The following is a 17,387-nucleotide window of genomic DNA, read 5'->3' on the forward strand; positions in this document are numbered from 1 at the left end:
CAAGCAGGTCGAGGGAGACAACGAACCATGGCAACGATCGCATTCATCGGCCTCGGCAACATGGGCGGTCCGATGGCCGCCAATCTGGTCAAGGCCGGCCACAAGGTGGTGGCGTTCGATCTGGCCGAAGCCTCGTGCGCGCAGGCCAAGGCCGACGGCGCTGAGATTGCCGGCAGTGCCGTCGCTGCCGCAAAGGGCGCCGATGCCGTCGTCACCATGCTGCCGGCCGGCAAGCACGTGCTGGCGGTCTGGAACGATGTCGTGCCCGCAATGGCCAAGGGCGCGCTGATCATCGATTCGTCAACCATCGACGTGGAAAGTGCGCGCGCCGCGCATGCGCTTGCCGCCAAGCACGGCGTCGCCGCCATCGACGCACCAGTGTCCGGCGGCACCGGCGGTGCCAAGGCCGCGACGCTCACCTTCATGTGCGGCGGCGAGGAGGACGCCTTCGCCACGGCCAAGCCGATCCTGGAGAAGATGGGCAAGAAGATCGTCCATTGCGGCGGCGCCGGTGCAGGGCAGGCTGCGAAGATCTGCAACAACATGATCCTCGGCATCTCGATGATTGCGGTCGGCGAGGCCTTTGCACTGGGCGAGAAGCTCGGCCTGTCGCACCAGGCGCTGTTCGACGTCGCCTCGACCTCGTCGGGCCAGTGCTGGTCGCTGACGTCCTATTGCCCGGTGCCGGGCCCGGTGCCGGCCTCGCCAGCCAACAACGACTACAAGCCTGGCTTTGCCACGGCGCTGATGCTGAAGGATCTCACGCTGTCGCAGGATGCGGCCAAGGCGGCAGGTGCTGCAACGCCGCTTGGCCAGCACGCCCAGGAGATCTACAAGGCGTTCGAAGCCGCCGGCCATGGTTGCGTCGATTTCTCAGGCATCATTCAGCACGTCCGCAAGCTCGCCGGGACCCCCTGATGACGACATTCAAGGACGCACGCGCGTTTCTCCTGGCGCATCGCACCGACTACGATGCGGCCGTGAAGGGTTTCCGTTGGCCCGATCCCGCGCCGTTCAACTGGGCGCTGGACTGGTTCGATGCGGAGCTGGCGTCCGATCCCGAGAGCCGCGACCGGACGGCGCTGTGGATCTTCGACGCCGCGCAGGACCGCCAGACCAAGCTGTCCTTTGCCGCGCTGTCGCGCCGCTCCAGCCAGGTCGCCAACTTCCTGCGCGCGCAAGGCTTGAAGCGCGGCGATCATCTGCTGCTGCTGCTCGGCAATGTCGTGCCGCTGTGGGAGACGATGCTCGCGGCGATGAAGCTCGGCGTCGTCGTGATTCCCGCGACCACGCTGCTGACCGTCGACGAATTGCGCGACCGGCTGGAGCGTGGCCGCGCCAAGGCCGTTGTCGCCGCGCAGGACCAGGTCGCGAAATTCGCCGATCTCGGCGCCGAGGGCCTCGTCCGCATCGTGGTGGGCGCGCCGGCTGCGCCGGATGGCTGGCTGGCGTTCGAGCAGGCTGCCGAGGCCGCCGAGGCGTTTACGCCGGATGGGCCGACGCAGCCGGACGATCCGATGCTGCTGTATTTCACCTCCGGAACGACGGCCAAGCCGAAGCTGGTACGGCACAGCCATCGCAGCTATCCGGTCGGCCATCTCTCGACGATGTACTGGCTCGGCCTGCAGCCGGGCGACGTGCATCTCAACATCTCCTCGCCGGGCTGGGCCAAGCACGCCTGGAGCTGTTTCTTCTCGCCGTGGAATGCCGGCGCCACCGTGTTCGTGGTCAACCAGCCGCGCTTCGATGCCAAGGGCTTGCTCGCCATCATCCGCCGCTGCGGCGTCACCACGCTGTGCGCGCCGCCGACGGTGTGGCGGCTGTTCATCCAGGAGCATCTCGCCGATTTCAAAGTGAGCTTGCGCGAGGCCTGCGGCGCCGGCGAGCCGCTCAATCCGGAGGTGATCGATCAGGTGCGCGCCGCCTGGGGACTGACGATCCGCGACGGCTACGGCCAGACCGAGACCGCCGCGATCGTCGGCAATTCGCCGGGGCAGACGCTGAAGATCGGCTCGATGGGGCGGCCGCTGCCGGGCTATCGCGTCGAGGTCGCCGATATCGATGGCAATCCGGCCCGCGAAGGCGAGATCACGCTGGCGCTCACCGGTGAGCGTCCGGCCGGCCTGATGCAAGGCTATCAGGGCGATGACGGCCAACTGTCGGGTGCCGACGGCACGCGCTATCGTACCGGCGACGTCGTGTTCCAGGACGACGAGGGCTATCTCACCTTCGTCGGCCGCTCCGACGACGTGTTCAAGTCCTCCGACTATCGGATCTCGCCGTTCGAGCTGGAGAGCATTCTGCTGGAGCACGAGGCGGTCGCCGAGGCGGCCGTGGTGCCGAGCCCAGATCCCATCCGCCTCGCGATCCCGAAGGCCTATGTGCTGCTCACAGCAGGCGCGGAGCGGTCGCGCGAGACGGCGCTGTCGATCTTCACGCATCTGCAGGCGCGGCTCGCGCCGTTCAAGCGCATCCGCCGGCTCGAGCTGGTCAGCGAGCTGCCGAAAACGATCTCCGGCAAGATCCGCCGCGTGCAGCTGCGGCGGCTGGAGCATGACGACAACCGCAGCGATGGTTTGCGCGGCGTCGAGTTTCGTGAAGAGGATTTCCCGGAATTGCAGAAGGCGCGGCCGGGGCCCGAAGGCTAGAGCCGTGACCGCGCCGATTTCTGTGCAACGATGATTGATGGTCTTGGAGAGAGACGAAGACGCATGAACAAGATCTGGAAGAAGCCGCCGATTTCACTGGAAGCCTATCAGGCCATGATCGGCCAGGAGATCGGCGTGTCGTCATGGCACGTGCTCGATCAGAAGCGCATCGACACCTATGCCGAGGTGACCGAGGATCATCAGTTCATCCATGTCGATCCGGAAGCGGCCAAGGCGACGCCGTTCGGCACCACCATCGCGCACGGCTTCCTCACGATGTCGATGCTCAGTGTGATGGCCTATGAGGTGATGCCGGCGATCGAGGGCACGGCGATGGGTGTCAATTACGGCTTCGACAAGCTGCGCTTCATCTCGCCGGTGAAATCCGGCAAGCGCGTCCGCGGCCGCTTCGTGCTGGCGGAAGCCACGCTGCGCAAGCCGAAGGAGCTGCAGTCGCGCACCAACGTCACGGTCGAGATCGAGGGCGAGGAGAAGCCCGCCCTGGTCGCCGACTGGATCGGCCTCATTTATCTCAGCTAACCCTCTCGTCATCCTCCTCTCGTCATCGCCGGGCTTGACCCGGCGATCCATCACTGAGCGACAAGTTCGGTTCTTGATGGAGGCTCGGTCGGGCCGGGGCATAACGAGCTAACTGATAGGACACAGCATCATGGCAATCAGATTTGACGGACGCGTCGCCATCGTCACCGGCGCAGGCAATGGTCTCGGACGCGCGCATGCGCTGGGGCTGGCGAGCCGCGGCGCCAAGGTCGTGGTCAATGATTTCGGCGGCGCCCGCGACGGCACTGGCGGCTCGATGACGGCGGCCGAAACGGTGGTCGAGGAGATCCGCAAAGCCGGCGGCACCGCGATCGCCGATGGCGCCGACGTGTCAAACTTCGAGCAGGTTACCGCGATGGTCGATCGCGCCACCAGGGAGTGGGGCAGTGTCGACATCATGTGCGCCAATGCCGGCATCCTCAGAGACAAGTCGTTCGCCAAGATGGAGGTCGCCGACTTCGCCAAGGTGCTGGATGTGCATCTGGTCGGCAGCTTCTACTGCTGCAAGGCGGTGTGGAACGGCATGCGCGAGCGCAACTACGGCCGCATCGTGCTGACGACCTCGTCGTCCGGTCTGTTCGGTAATTTCGGCCAGGCCAATTATGGAGCCGCCAAGACCGGCATGGTCGGTCTGATGAACGTGCTGGCGGAGGAGGGCCGCAAGACCAACATCCGCGTCAACATCATCTCGCCGACGGCGGCCACCCGCATGACCGAGGAATTGTTGCCGCCGCAGGCGCTGCAGCTGATGCGACCGGAATCGATCACGCCAGCGGTGGAATATCTGCTCAGCGAGGACGCGCCGACCCGCACCATCATGGGCGCGGGCGCCGGCTCCTTTGCCGTGATCAAGATCCTGGAGAGCGAGGGCATCAATCTGCCGCCGGAGGAGTGGACACCGGACGCGGTCGCCGCGCACTTCGCCGAGATCAGCGACATGTCGAAGGCGAGGGCATTGCAGGGCGCGTTCGAGCAGACGCAGAAGTACGTCGGCCAGGCCGCGGCGCGGCTGGGGCTCAAGCTGTAAGTGCAAAGTCGTAGACCCTCATGGTGAGGAGCACGGCAAAGCCGTGCGTCTCGAACCCATGAGGCCGTGCACGGGCCTCATCCTTCGAGACGCGGCTTGCAGCCGCTCCTCAGGATGAGGGTCTACACCGATGCCTGGAGATGTCGTGTCGGACGTGGCCAACCGCCTGCAAAAGAAGGTTGCCGTCATCGGAGCCGGGCCGGCCGGGCTGATGGCGGCCGAGGTGTTGGCTGAAGGTGGCGCGGCCGTCACCGTCTACGACGCGATGCCGTCGGTCGCGCGCAAGTTTCTGATGGCGGGGCGCGGCGGCCTCAACCTCACACATAGCGAAGAGCTGCCTGCCTTCCTGCCGCGCTATCGCGAGGCGGCGGCGTGGCTGACGCCGGCCATCCGCGCTTTCCCGCCGCAGCGGCTGCGCGACTGGTGCCAGGCGCTTGGCGAGCCCACTTTCGTCGGTTCCTCGGGCCGCGTGTTTCCGACTGCGATGAAGGCCTCCCCGCTGCTGCGGGCATGGCTGCGTCGGCTGGCAGCGCAAGGCGTGCGTGTCGAGCTGCGGCATCGCTGGACCGGTTGGGACAGCAAGGCGCGGTTGACATTCGAGACAGCGGCAGGACCGAGCGCGGTCACGGCCGACGCGACCGTGCTCGCGCTCGGCGGCGCCAGCTGGCCGCGGCTCGGCTCCGACGGCGGCTGGGTCTCACGTCTCACCGCGAAGGGCGTCGCGATCGCGCCGCTACGGCCGGCCAATTGCGGCTTTACCGCCGCGTGGTCGGACATCTTCCGCGACCGCTTCGAGGGCCAGCCGCTGAAGAGCATCGCGCTGTCGTTCGCTGATCGCAGCGTCCGCGGCGAGGCTGTCGTCACGCGTGACGGCATCGAGGGCGGCGCGGTCTATGCGCTGTCGGCCGAGCTGCGCGAGGCGATTGCTGTCGACGGCGCGGCGAGTCTGCACGTCGCGCTGCGGCCCGACCTTGCGACCGCCGATCTGGTCAGGCGGCTGTCGGCGCCCCGCGGCAAGCAGTCGTTCTCGAATGTGCTGCGCAAGGCGCTGCAGCTGTCCCCCGTCGCGATCGGGCTGCTGCAGGAGGCAGCGAAGGCCCAAGGCCTCTCGCTGTCGTCGCTATCGCCGGATCGTCTCGCCGCGCTGATCAACGCCGTGCCGGTCAAGCTGACGGGCACCGCCGGACTCGCGCGCGCGATCTCTAGCGCCGGTGGCATCGCGCGGGAAGAGCTCGATGCCGATTTCATGCTCAAGCGTCTCCCCGGCATATTCGCCGCCGGCGAAATGCTCGACTGGGAGGCCCCGACCGGCGGCTACCTGCTGCAGGCCTCGTTCGCGACCGGGGCCGCCGCAGGGAAGGGCGTGTTGAAACGGCTTGAATTGTAGGGTGGGCAAAGCGCAGCGTGCCCACCTTCTGCATTCGAGCAAGTACGCGGTGGGCACGACGCTTCGCGTCTTTTCCCACCCTACAGATTTCTCGTCATTGCGAGCGAAGCGAAGCAATCCAGGGCCGCGCGTGCGACTCTGGATTGCTTCGTCGCTTCGCTCCTCGCAATGACGGTGGAGAGAGCGCGCGCCTACCGCAGCTTGCCCCTTGCCGCGACCGGCAACACGCCCAGAATCTCCTCGCCGCGGACCATCACCACCTCGTCCATCATGTTGACGACGACGCAGACATGGTTGGGGACGATGCGGACGACGTCGCCGACGTTGGGGCGGGTGTTGCTGCGCGACAGATCGAGGAAGCCGTGCTCCTCGGCGAAGCGTGCGATCTTGGCTTCCGGGTGCTCCAGGATCAGGCCGTGGCCATCGAGCCCGCCGGTGTCGGTGGTCAGCGTCTTCGAGCCGGCATCGAGGATGCCGCGCTCGGGCGCGGCGCGGCTGACCACGGTGGAATAGATGTGCAGCGCGCAGTCGTCCCACGTCGCAACGCCGGCGGCGACCTGCATGCGGTCGTTGTAGATATAGGTGCCGGGCCGGTGCTCGGTGGCGCCCTTGAGCTTGCCGAGATTTTTCAGGTTCGGCGAACCGCCGGTCGAGACGATGGCCGCCTCCAGCCCCTCGGCGCGCACGCCGGCCAGCGCCTCGTCGTAGAAGCGCTGCGCCTCGTCCCAGCCGGTCTCGGTCGGGTACATCATGAAGCCGGCGAAGCGCAGGCCTGCGCTGGCCTTGATCTGGCGCGCGAGCTGGATCGCCTCGGCCGGCGTCTCGACGCCGGCGCGCTTGCGGCCCGTGTCGCATTCGACCACGACGGAGAGCGTCCGTCCCGACTGCTTGGCCGCCTGCGGCAGGCCGGCGATCACGGTGGCGTTGTCGGCGGCGACCGTCATGTCGGCCTTGGCCTGCAGCGCGGCGAGCCGCGCCATCTTCTCCTCGCCGATCAGATTGTAGCTGATCAGGATGTCAGCGATGCCGGCCTCCGCCATGATCTCGGCCTCGCCGATCTTCTGGCAGGTGATGCCCCGCGCGCCGGCCTCGATCTGCAGCTTCGCCAGATCAGGGCTCTTGTGCGTCTTGATGTGGGGGCGGTTGGCCACGCCCGCCGCTGCGCATTGCGCCTGGATCCGCGCGACGTTGCGCTCGACCTTGTCCATGTCGATGACGGCGCACGGGGTGCCGTACTCCCTGGCGATCTTGGCGGCGAGCGGCGTGGTCATGGCGGTCCTTTCAAGCGGGGGATCGGGTGCTTCATGGCCCAACCCATTCCGTCTGGCAATCACCTCGGCGACCGCCGGGCGTACCCGTCGGTCTCATATGCAGCATCAGCGCATCTCCCGCCGGGCCTGGCGTCCGCTAGGTTCCCGGCAGGGGATCCTGGCCCAGCAGACGAGCGCCCATCTCGGCGGAGTGGCGCACGACGCCGAAGCCGTAGCCTGTCATCTCCGTCTCGTAGGCCTGGAGCCCGGCATCGATGGATACCTCCTGATTCCGGATGTCCCTGATGTGTCGCGCCAGCAGCATCGCATCGCGCAGCGCCACGTTGGCGCCACGCCCGAGGCTGGGCGTCATCGCATGAATGGCGTCACCGAGCAGCGTGACGCGCGGCATCGGGGCAAGCTCGAATGGAATGCTCGACGTCATCCGGATGAAGAAGAACGAGTCTGGATTCGCGGCCTCCGGAACGCGGGCCGCCTCGGCGGACCAGGGCCGCAGCAGATCCGCGGCGACAGCCTGCAGATCGTGGCTGTCCATCGCCTGCAAATGTGCGTCGTCGCCGAACAGCTCCTTGCGTCCTGAGATGATGCAGCCGACGTAGTCGTCCTGCCGGCTGAGCGGGGCCGTCGGAAGCAGGGATTCAGCTGCAAGATCAGGACGCATGGGGAAGATGACGGGACCCACGCCCAGGATCAGTTTCTTGGAGGAATCGAACGCCGCGGTGAAGATGTCAGCCAGCGCATGCGCGGGCAGGACTTTGCGCGCGGTGTCCAGCGTCAGTTTGCCGTAGATCGCGCGGACGCCCGAATCCATGAACCGCGCCTGCGGTGCTCGCAGCGTGCGTACGGATGACCCTGCGCCATCGGCCGCCACCAGGATGTCGCCGTGAACCGGCGCACAGCCGTCGAAATGGGCCGTCACGCCGCCTTCATCCGTTTCGAAACGGATGAATTGCGCACCCCAATGGCAGATGTCGGCGAGATCGTGCAGGAGGATTTCCCGCAAGGTCGCGCGGTTGACGTTGAGATGCGTGGCGATGCCATCCGCCACGTGGTGTTGCGTCTTGCTGTAGTCGTCGGTCTGGAAGCGCCGTTGGATGTTGAATTGCGTATCCATGATCGTGGTGTAGGGCAGTGGGTTCATCGACGTGGCCTCGAACAGCGCGTACAGCTCTGGCGCAAGGGCCTCCTTGATGGCGGACACGCAATCGGCATCGAGGTGGAGCCGATAGCCCTGACGACGATCGAACGGAGCAGCGTCCCGTTCATAGAGGGCCACGTCGAGGCCAGACCGTTTCAACGACTGCGCAAGACAGAGCCCGCCGATTCCGGCGCCGATGATGATCACTTTCATGGTGACGTCCTTTGGATGGGGGTGGGGCATCGCAATGATGAGACGGCGCGCGGACGCGCCGGCGTCATCGGAGGCTCCCGCAGGACAGTGGCTGCGTGCGCCTTCCGATGGACGGGTCGAAGCGGCGCATGGCGAGGAGAAGTGGCGTGCTGAAGAAAGAGACGCAGCCGCGTGCCGTCCGCGCGACCCGAGGGGCGCTTTGCGCACACAAACCAACTGCAATCTTGACGTCGACCCAAAGCACCCTCGTCACCAAACGACCGGGTGCCGAACGCACCCACAGACGATCGACCGACCTGAAGTCGGATCCGAACGTCGCGGGGGTGCCGTGAGGCGTGAGACGCCGCCTGGAAGGCGGTGGCCGTGCTACCGAACAGCCTGCTCTCTTTTCGACAGCGGCTGATTAGACAATCGGCTCGGGAATTTCAACTGGTTTGAGATCAGGGCGACCGCGTCCCGTGCGCGTCTACCCGCCCTCGATCTCCTCGCGCAGCACCTCGAGCTCCAGCCAGCGGTCCTCGGCGGCGGTGAGCTCGGCCTGCGCGGTGGCCAGCGCAATGGAGGCGGCGTCGAACTTTTTGCGGTCTTTCGCATAGAGCGCGGGGTCGTCGAGCAGCTTCTGCTGCTTCGCGATCTCGGCCTGCAGCTTCTTGATCGTCTTCGGCAGCGTCTCCAGCGCGTGCTTCTCGTTGAAGGACAGCTTGCGCTTCGAGGTGCTCGACGGCGCAGCGGCAGGCTTCGCCGCCTTCTTTTCGTCGGCGGCGGCCGCTGCCGCCGCGGCGTGCTCGCGCTTCAGATCGGCGCCGCGCTGCACCAGCATGTCGCTATAGCCGCCGGCATATTCCTGCCATTTGCCGTCGCCCTCCGGCACGATGACCGAGGTGACGACGCGGTCGAGGAAGTCGCGGTCATGGCTGATCAGGATGACGGTGCCTTCGTAGTCGCCGAGCATGTCCTCGAGAACGTCCAGCGTATCGAGGTCGAGATCGTTGGTCGGCTCGTCCAGCACCAGCAGGTTCGACGGCTTGGCCAGCGCGCGCGCCAGCATCAAGCGGCCGCGCTCGCCACCGGAGAGCACTTCGAGCGGCGTGCGCATCTGCTCGCGCGCGAACAGGAAGTCCTCCATGTAGCCGACCACGTGCTTGGGCTTGCCGCCGACCATGACGTGATCGCCGCGGCCGCCGGTGAGGGCTTCCGCCAGCGTCGTCTTCGGATCGAGGCTTTCGCGATGCTGGTCCAGCGTCGCTGTCTCCAGATTGACGCCGAGCCGGATGCTGCCGCTGTCGGGCTCGCTGCCGCCGGTGAGCAGGTTGACCAGCGTGGTCTTGCCGGCGCCGTTGGGGCCGACGATGCCGATGCGGTCGCCGCGCTGGATGCGGATCGAGAAATTGTCGACGATCTTGCGATCGCCATAGCTCTTTGACGCACTCTTGGCCTCGATGACGAGCTTGCCGGATTTGTCGGCCTCGGCAGCCGCGAGATTGGCGCTGCCGGCGGCGCCGCGATAGTCGCGCCGCTGCTGCCTGAGCGCATGCAGGTTGGCGAGCCGCTTGACGTTGCGCTTGCGCCGGCCGGAGACGCCGTAGCGCAGCCAGTGCTCCTCGTTGACGATCTTGCGGTCGAGCTTGTGCTGCTCGCGCTCTTCCTCGGCCAGCACCTCGTCGCGCCACGCCTCGAAGCCGGCGAAGCCGCGGTCGATCTGCTTGATCTGGCCGCGGTCGAGCCAGGCGGTCGCGCGCGACAGATTGGTGAGGAAGCGGCGGTCATGGCTGATCAGCACCAGCGCGCAGCGCCGGCCGTCGAGCTCGTTCTCCAGCCATTCGATCGTCGTCAGGTCGAGATGGTTGGTCGGCTCGTCCAGGAGCAGGATGTCGGGGTTGGGCGCCAGCACGCGCGCCAGTGCCGCGCGGCGCGCCTCGCCGCCGGAGACATGCGCGGGATCTTCCTCGCCTGTCAGCCCGAGCTGCTCGACGAGGTAGCGCGCCTGGTAGTGATCGTCGCCGGGCCCAAGCCCGGCCTCGACATAGGACAGCGTGGTGGCATGGCCGGAGAAATCCGGCTCCTGCGGCAAATAGCGCACGGTTGCGCCGGGCTGCACGAAGCGCGTGCCGCTGTCGCATTCGACCAGGCCTGCGGCGATCTTCAGCAGCGTCGATTTGCCGGAGCCGTTGCGGCCGATCAGGCAGACGCGTTCGCCGGGCGACACCGACAGTTCGACGCCCGACAACAGGGGCGTGCCGCCGAAGGTCAGGCGGATGTCTTTGAGTTGGATAAGAGGAGGCGCCATGGGCTCTGCTAGCTTTGCTGCTGGATCCGCGCGGCGCGCTGGCGCTGCATGCGGCGGATCGTCGTGTCGAGGGTGGACAGGAAGGTGGAGCGGTCGCGCGGCGTGAACGAGCGCGGCCCGCCGGTGACCTCGCCGGACGAGCGCAGGTCGGTCATGAGGTTGCGCACCGCGAGCGTCATGCCGATCGATTCCTCGGTGAACGGCTTGCCGTTCGGCGCGATCGCGGCGCAGCCCGCCTTGACGCAGCGGCTCGCCAGCGGAATGTCGGCGGTGATGACGACATCGTCCGCGTTCACTCGCTCGACGATCCAGTCGTCGGCGGCATCCATGCCGCTGCCCGCCGCCACGCGCGTGATCAAGGGATCGTCCGGCACCCGGATGAAGCCGCCCGCGACCACGATCACCGGCACGCCGTGCCGGAGCGCGACGCGGTAGATCTCGTCCTTCACCGGGCAGGCGTCGGCGTCGACATAGATTCTGAGAGCGGCGGGTTCGGTGGTTTCGGTCGTCATCGGGCCATCTGTTCGAATGGCCGGTTGGTACCCCATCGCGGCCGGAATTGCGAGCCGCTTGCCAGGACCTGTCCGGCCGCTACCATCGCCGAAAAGGGGTCAAAGGGAGGCACGGATGGCAGGAATCGCGGCCTATGCGGTCGAGGCGTTCAACACGGCCAAGAAGTCCGAGAACAAGATGCACGACGACAGCGTGGCGCGCCGCTTCGGCTTCGCTGGCGGCCTCGTCCCCGGCGTCGAGGTGCTGGCTTACATGCTTCACCAGCCGGTGGCCCGCTGGGGCCGGGCGTTCCTCGAGCGCGGCCTGATCGAGGCGCGCTTCTTCAAGCCGGTCTATGACGGCGAGATGGCGGAGGTCTTGGCGAGCGATGCCGCCGACGGCCTCGCGCTGGAGGTCATGAGCCAGGGCCAGCCCTGTGCCACCGGTTCGGCGTCACTGCCGGTGACGGCGCCGGATGTCGTGCTGGCGGAGTATCGCGATGTTCCCCCGGCAGCCGTGCGGCCACCTGTGAGCGCGCAGTCATTCGCCGTCGGCAGCTGGCTCGGCACCGCGCCACGCGCCTGGCCGGGACAGGCGGCAACGATGTATCTGGACGAGATTCGCGAACGCGATCCGATCTATGCCAGCGAACGGCTCGGCCATCCCGGCATGCTGCAGCGGGTGATGAACCGGTTGCTGGTCGACAATGTCGTTCTCGGTCCCTGGATTCACGTCGGGAGCCGGATGCAGCTGTTGTCGGTGATCGCCGAGACCGACGAGATCACGGCGCGGGGACGTGTCGTCGCCAACTACGAGAAGAAGGGCCACCGCTTCGTCGAGATCGACGCGCTGGTGGTCGCGAACGGCACGCGGCCGCTGGCACATTGCCACCACGTCGCGATCTACCAGCCGCGCGCGGAGGCGGCGTAGCGGCTAGGCTTGGGAAGAGGCAAGCAGCTTCTCCATCTACAACCGTCATGCCCGCGCAGGCGGGCATCCAGTACGCCGCGGCGTCACGTTCGTCACAACTGTCCCGGCGTACTGGATCGTCCGCCTGCGCGGACGATGACAGCTGAGGGTGACGTAGCAGCGCGGCTTACTCGGACGGCATGAGAGGACACGATGCATCCGAACAATCAGTCGTCATGCCCGGGCTTGTCCCGGGCATCCACGTCGATCGTCGCTGGGACTCGTGGATGGCCGGGTCAAGCCCGGCCATGACGATGGAGAGAGCCGAGCACTCACTCAGCACCCCTTAACGACGGCGTGGCTCACGCCGCCGACTTCGCCTTGCCGTCCTGGATGGCGCGCCACAGCTTCTCGGTGGTCAACGGCATGTCGAGATGCGTCACGCCGTAGTCCGACAGCGCGTCGATCACGGCGTTGATCACACTCGCCATCGAGCCGGCGCAGCCGGCCTCGCCGCAGCCCTTGGTGCCCAGCGGATTGCTCTTGGCCGGCACCGGATGGTTGTCCACCGTCATCATCGGAACGTCGGAGGCGCGCGGCAGCGCGTAGTCCATCAGCGAGCCGGTGATCGGCTGGCCGCTCTCGTCGTAACGCAGATGCTCCATCAGCGCCTGGCCGATGCCCTGGGCGACGCCGCCATGCAGCTGGCCGGCGACGATCATCGGATTGATCACCGTGCCGAAATCGTTGATCGCCGTATAGCCGACGATCTGCGCAACACCGGTGTCCGGCTCGATCTCGACCTCGCAGACATGGCAGCCATTGGGGAAGGTCGACTCGGTCGCCGTCGAGTTGTGGTCGACGTCGAGCGAGGCCGGCACGCCGTCGGGCATCTTGCCCTCGCGCATGCGCTGCGCCAGCTCCATGATGTCGATGCTGCGATCGGTGCCGGCGATGGTGAACTGGCCGCCTGCGAACTCGATGTCGGCTTCCGACGCCTCCAGCAGATGCGCCGCGGCCTGCTTGCCCTTGGCGATCACGAGCTGCGCGGATTCGACGATGGCCTGGCCGGTTGCTGTGATCGAGCGCGAGCCGCCGGTGCCGTTGCCGAAGCGCACGAGATCGGAGTCGCTCTGCTCGAGCCTGATCTTGTCGAAGGGAACGCCGAGCTGCGCCGACAAGACCTGAGAGAACGGCGTCGCGTGGCCCTGGCCGTAGTCCAGCGTGCCGGTCGTCAGGGTCACGCCGCCATCGGCATCGAAGGTGATCTTGCCGAGCTCGCCTGAGGGTGGCGCGGTGACCTCGAGATAGGAGCCGACCGCGATGCCGCGCAGCTTGCCGGCCTTGCGGCTCTCGCGCTTGCGCTTGGCGAAGCCGGCATAGTCCGAGACCTGCAGCGCCTTTTCGAACACGGCGGCGAAATCGCCGGAGTCGTAGGTCACGCCCGACGCCGCCGGGAACGGCATCTGGCTCGGCTTGATGAAGTTGCGCTTGCGGATCGTCAGGCGGTCGATGCCCATCTCGCGCGCGGCGGCGTCGATCAAGCGCTCCATGAAGTAGTTCGCCTCGGGCCGGCCGGCGCCGCGATAGGCACCCATCAGCGTGACGTTGGTCAGCACCGTCTTGATGTCGACGCCGAGCAGCGGCGTCTTGTAGACGCTGGCGAGGTTCTTGCCGACGTTGAGCGACAGCGGCAGCGGCGCCACGCCCATGATGTAGGCGCCGAGATTGCCATAGCCGGAGAGACGCACGGCGAGGAACTTGCCGTCGGCATCGAGCGCCAGCTCGCCATGGATGATCTGGTCACGGCCCTGGCTGTCCGACAGGAAGGCAGTGGTGCGCTCGTCGCGCCATTTCACCGGCTTTCCGAGCTGCCTGGCCGCATGCAGGATGCAGACATATTCGGGATAGGAGACGTTCTTCATCCCGAACGAGCCGCCGACATTGGTGGTCAGGATGCGGACCTTGTCCGGCGCGACGTTGAGGATTTTTGCCAAGGTCGCCTTGTTCCCCGAGACGCCCTGGGTCGGCACCTGCAGGGTGAAGCGTTCGGTCTTGCCGTCGAACGCGGCCAGCGCGACGCGCGGCTCCATCGACACCACGGCGACCCGGGTGTTGACGATGTCGAGCTTGGTCACATGCGCGGCCTTGGCGAACGCCTCGTCGATCTTGGCGGTGTCGCCGTAATGGTAGTCGAGCGCGACGTTGTTCGGGATGTGGTCATAGAGCTGCGGTGCGCCCGGCTTGGCCGCTTCTTCGGCATTGGTGACAGCGGGCAGGGGCTCGATGTCGAGCTCGACCGCCTCGGCCGCGTCGCGGGCCTGCGCTAACGTTTCCGCCACCACGAATGCGACGGGGTCGCCGACGAAGCGCACCTTGTCGGTCGCAAGCGCACCGCGGTTCGTCTGCAGCAGCGGCGAGCCGTCGCGGCTCTTCAGCGGCAGGCCGCAGGTGAACGGGCCGTAGGCGGCCGCCGCGAGGTCGGCGCCGGTCCACACCCCGAGCACGCCCGGCATGGCCTTCGCGGCCGTTGTATCGATGCCCTTGATGATCCCATGGGCGTGGCTGGAGCGCACGATCCAGGCATGGGCCTGGCCGGGCAGGTTGACATCGTCGGTATATTTGCCGTGACCGCGCACCAGCGTGTCGTCCTCCTTGCGCCGGACCGGCTGCCCGACGCCGTATTTCTGCAGCGCGATCGCGTTTTCGAGGGAGGCCGGGGAGGTGTGATCTTGCATGGAATGAGGATCCGGGGAGCTGAATGGAGCGCAAAAGCGGGCTGTTCCCAGATAGTGCAGCGCCTGCGGCCCGACAACGGTTGATTAGGAATGGTGCATCACGCCTGACGGAGGGGCTGTTGCGCCGGCGCTATCCACTGATAATGTCTCACGAAAGAGAACTTCCTCCTGGGCCGGTTCGGCCAGCGGAAAGACATTTGAATGATCAATGACACGCGGCTGCGGGAGAGTCCGAGGCCGCGCGGGAACCTGGAGCCCGGCATGCATCCGGGTCTGGACGTCGCGACGCCTTCCTGCGCCAGCAATGGCAGCAGCGTCTACGCGGCCCTGGACCTTGGAACCAACAATTGCCGGCTCCTGATCGCCTGTCCCTCGGGCGACAGCTTCCGCGTGGTCGACTCCTTCTCGCGCATCGTCCGGCTGGGCGAGGGCATCTCGACCACCGGCTGCATCAGTGACGCGGCAATGGAGCGGGCGATCGCCGCTCTCAGCATCTGCCGGGACAAGATCCAGTCGAAAAAGGCGCGCCGCCTGCGCCTGATCGCGACCGAGGCCTGCCGCGCGGCGGCCAATGCCGAGGGGTTCCGCAGCCGGGTGGCGGCAGAAACCGGCATCGAGCTCGAGGTGATCGACCGCGAGACCGAGGCGGCGCTGGCCGTGAAGGGCTGTGCACCGCTGCTCGATCCGGGCGGGCGGGGCGCGATCCTGTTCGACATCGGCGGCGGTTCCAGCGAGCTGGTCCGGATCGAGCGCGATCCGGCCGACCGCAATGCGGAACCGCGCATCAAGGCCTGGATGTCGATCCCGCTCGGGGTCGTCACCCTGGCCGAGCGCTTCGGCGGCCGCGATGTCACCCCGGAGATCTATGCCGCGATGGTCGAGGCTGTCGCGGGCCATGTCGGCCCGTTCGCGGCCGAGCATGGCGGCGATCTCGCCGGCATGCATCTGCTCGGCACGTCCGGCACGGTGACGACGCTGGCGGGCATCCATCTGAACCTTGCGCGCTACGACCGGCGCCGCGTCGACGGCATCTGGATCAACGATGCCGACGTCACGACGACGATCGCCAAGCTGCTCGCGATGAGCTACCAGGAGCGTGCCGAGAACAACTGCATCAGCATCGACCGCGCCGATCTCGTGCTCGCCGGCTGTGCCATTCTCGATGCGATCCGCGATGCGTTCCCGCTGCCGCGGCTGCGGGTCGCCGATCGCGGCCTGCGCGAAGGCATGCTGGTCGAGATGATGCGCGAGGACGGCGCGCTACGTACGGCGTAGATTCTTCACCCTCCCCTGGAGGGGAGGGTCGGCTCACATTGAGCGAAGCGAATGTGAGACGGGGTGGGGTGAATCACACGGGCGGTGCCGCTGTGGCTCACCCCACCCCGATCGCTCGCTTCGCTCCCGATCGACCCTTCCCCTCCAGGGGAGGGTGGACGTCCCATCTGCTGTTGTCGGCTCGCGGATCGTTCGGTCCCGTCGACGCAGCACAGGTCACGACACAGAGACCCGCATGGCAAAAGACACCACCGGCCGCATGTATGTGCAGGTCAAGACCGGCGGAAAGCGCAAGCTGTCCTCGAAACTCTGGCTGGAGCGCCAGCTCAACGATCCCTATGTCGTGCAGGCCAAGCGCGACGGCTATCGCTCGCGCGCGGCCTACAAGCTGATCGAGATCGACGACAAGCATCATTTGCTCAAGTCCGGCATGACCGTGGTCGACCTCGGCGCGGCGCCGGGCGGCTGGAGCCAGATCGCGGCGCGCCGGGTCGGCGCCGACGCAGGCAAGGGCAAGGTGATCGCCATCGACCTCCTCGAGATGGGCGAGATTCCCGGCGTCACCTTCGCCCAGCTCGACTTCCACGCCCAGGATGCGCCGGAGAAGCTCAGGGCGATGCTCGGCGGCCGTGCCGATATTGTCATGTCGGACATGGCGGCCAACACCACCGGCCACCGCAAGACCGACCAGCTGCGCATCGTCGGCCTCGTCGAGCTCGCCGCGCATTTCGCCGGCGAGGTGCTCAAGCCCGGCGGCAGCTTCCTCGCCAAGACGTTCCAGAGCGGCGCCGACGCCGACCTGATGACCCAGCTCAAGCGCGACTTTGCCAGCGTCCGGCACGTCAAGCCGTCCGCCAGCCGGCAGGATTCGTCGGAGCGCTACGTGCTGGCGATGGGCTTTCGCGGAAGCCAGGATCCGGAGCAGGCGGGCTGATCCGCGAAGGACGTCGGCCTAGCGCTCCGGATAGGGCGTTCCGTCCTTGTGCAGGAAGCGGCCGTCGGCATTGCTGCTGATCATGTCGACGTCCGAGCAGGTCGTGACGTCATCAGGCGATCGCGAGCCGACCTCGAGATAGATTGCCGTCATCTCCGATCGGTTGACCATGTGATGCCCGTTTCCAGTGCCCTTTGCGAAGGCCGCGCAATCGCCCGCACGCAGGATCGATTCGCCGCCATCCTCGATCAGGATCAGCTCACCCGCCAGGACGTAGACGAACTCGTCCTCGTCGGAGTGCCAATGGCGCTGGCTTGACCAGCCGCCGGGCGGCAGCTGCATCAGGTTGACGCCGAAATCCACCAATCCGCCGGCCTCGCCGAGGCGCCGCCGGATCCGTTCGGAGCAGGGCTGATCGTGAGGCGCCGGATAGCCGGAACCCTTTCGGCGTGGAACCGCAGCAATCTCGATCTTCGGCATGAAGCTGCGCTCCCTTCTGAATGCTCT

General features: G+C 66.8%; 14 protein-coding genes. 8 read left to right on the forward strand and 6 right to left on the reverse strand.

The features are described 5' to 3' along the window. Positions 1-27 precede the first annotated feature (27 nt). The 5 genes from mmsB (at position 28) to QQL87_RS07030 (ending at position 5,623) form a co-directional block, all read left to right on the forward strand. Positions 28-918, forward strand: coding sequence for a 3-hydroxyisobutyrate dehydrogenase (gene mmsB, locus QQL87_RS07010; RefSeq protein WP_284417645.1), 891 nt, complete (start codon positions 28-30; stop codon positions 916-918). Then, positions 918-2,648, forward strand: coding sequence for an AMP-binding protein (locus QQL87_RS07015; RefSeq protein WP_284417646.1), 1,731 nt, complete (start codon positions 918-920; stop codon positions 2,646-2,648). Before mmsB ends, QQL87_RS07015 begins: the two co-directional genes overlap by 1 nt. A 63-nt stretch (positions 2,649-2,711) precedes the next feature. Then, positions 2,712-3,188: a MaoC family dehydratase gene (locus QQL87_RS07020; RefSeq protein WP_284417647.1), complete on the forward strand. Its 477-nt coding sequence runs from the start codon at positions 2,712-2,714 to the stop codon at positions 3,186-3,188. A gap of 130 nt (positions 3,189-3,318) precedes the next feature. Then, the gene (locus tag QQL87_RS07025; RefSeq protein WP_284417648.1) at positions 3,319-4,236 is read left to right on the forward strand and encodes an SDR family NAD(P)-dependent oxidoreductase; all 918 of its coding nucleotides are present in this window, start codon (positions 3,319-3,321) and stop codon (positions 4,234-4,236) included. Positions 4,237-4,366: 130 nt separating this feature from the next. Continuing rightward, positions 4,367-5,623 carry a BaiN/RdsA family NAD(P)/FAD-dependent oxidoreductase gene (locus tag QQL87_RS07030; RefSeq protein WP_502871139.1) on the forward strand — a complete coding sequence of 419 codons (1,257 nt, stop codon included), beginning with the start codon at positions 4,367-4,369 and terminating at the stop codon, positions 5,621-5,623. A gap of 191 nt (positions 5,624-5,814) precedes the next feature. On the opposite strand, the gene QQL87_RS07035 is transcribed toward QQL87_RS07030, so the two are convergent. From QQL87_RS07035 to QQL87_RS07050, 4 genes are all read right to left on the reverse strand, one after another. After that, a complete protein-coding gene (locus tag QQL87_RS07035) occupies positions 5,815-6,894 on the reverse strand; it encodes a D-TA family PLP-dependent enzyme (protein WP_284417649.1) in 1,080 nt (359 codons plus the stop codon). A gap of 136 nt (positions 6,895-7,030) precedes the next feature. Further along, complete coding sequence (locus QQL87_RS07040; RefSeq protein WP_284417877.1) at positions 7,031-8,245, reverse strand: FAD-dependent oxidoreductase; 1,215 nt, start codon at positions 8,243-8,245, stop codon at positions 7,031-7,033. Between the two features lie 466 nt (positions 8,246-8,711). Further along, positions 8,712-10,532, reverse strand: coding sequence for an ABC-F family ATP-binding cassette domain-containing protein (locus tag QQL87_RS07045; protein ID WP_284417650.1), 1,821 nt, complete (start codon positions 10,530-10,532; stop codon positions 8,712-8,714). 8 nt (positions 10,533-10,540) lie between these two features. Next, complete coding sequence (locus QQL87_RS07050) at positions 10,541-11,044, reverse strand: YaiI/YqxD family protein (protein ID WP_284417652.1); 504 nt, start codon at positions 11,042-11,044, stop codon at positions 10,541-10,543. A 115-nt stretch (positions 11,045-11,159) separates the two neighbouring features. Here QQL87_RS07050 and QQL87_RS07055 point away from each other — a divergent pair, with 115 nt between their 5' ends. Further along, the gene (locus QQL87_RS07055) at positions 11,160-11,954 is read left to right on the forward strand and encodes a hypothetical protein (protein WP_284417653.1); all 795 of its coding nucleotides are present in this window, start codon (positions 11,160-11,162) and stop codon (positions 11,952-11,954) included. Positions 11,955-12,295: 341 nt separating this feature from the next. Here the strand turns inward: QQL87_RS07055 and QQL87_RS07060 are convergent, their stop codons facing one another. Next, positions 12,296-14,671: a xanthine dehydrogenase family protein molybdopterin-binding subunit gene (locus QQL87_RS07060; protein WP_284417654.1), complete on the reverse strand. Its 2,376-nt coding sequence runs from the start codon at positions 14,669-14,671 to the stop codon at positions 12,296-12,298. Between the two features lie 201 nt (positions 14,672-14,872). Between QQL87_RS07060 and QQL87_RS07065 the strand changes: the two genes are divergently transcribed. Together QQL87_RS07065 and QQL87_RS07070 are read left to right on the forward strand one after the other, a co-directional pair. Beyond that, on the forward strand, positions 14,873-15,946 hold the full coding sequence (locus QQL87_RS07065) for a Ppx/GppA phosphatase family protein (RefSeq protein ID WP_502871140.1): 1,074 nt from the start codon (positions 14,873-14,875) through the stop codon (positions 15,944-15,946). A 235-nt stretch (positions 15,947-16,181) separates the two neighbouring features. After that, complete coding sequence (locus tag QQL87_RS07070) at positions 16,182-16,880, forward strand: RlmE family RNA methyltransferase (protein WP_284417656.1); 699 nt, start codon at positions 16,182-16,184, stop codon at positions 16,878-16,880. An 18-nt stretch (positions 16,881-16,898) separates the two neighbouring features. Here QQL87_RS07070 and QQL87_RS07075 read toward each other — a convergent pair whose 3' ends face one another. After that, positions 16,899-17,360: a cupin domain-containing protein gene (locus QQL87_RS07075; protein ID WP_284417657.1), complete on the reverse strand. Its 462-nt coding sequence runs from the start codon at positions 17,358-17,360 to the stop codon at positions 16,899-16,901. Between the last annotated feature and the right edge of the window lie 27 nt (positions 17,361-17,387).

Origin of the sequence: Bradyrhizobium sp. SSBR45G, assembly GCF_030159255.1 — a bacterium.
Taxonomy (GTDB): Bacteria; Pseudomonadota; Alphaproteobacteria; order Rhizobiales; family Xanthobacteraceae; genus Bradyrhizobium.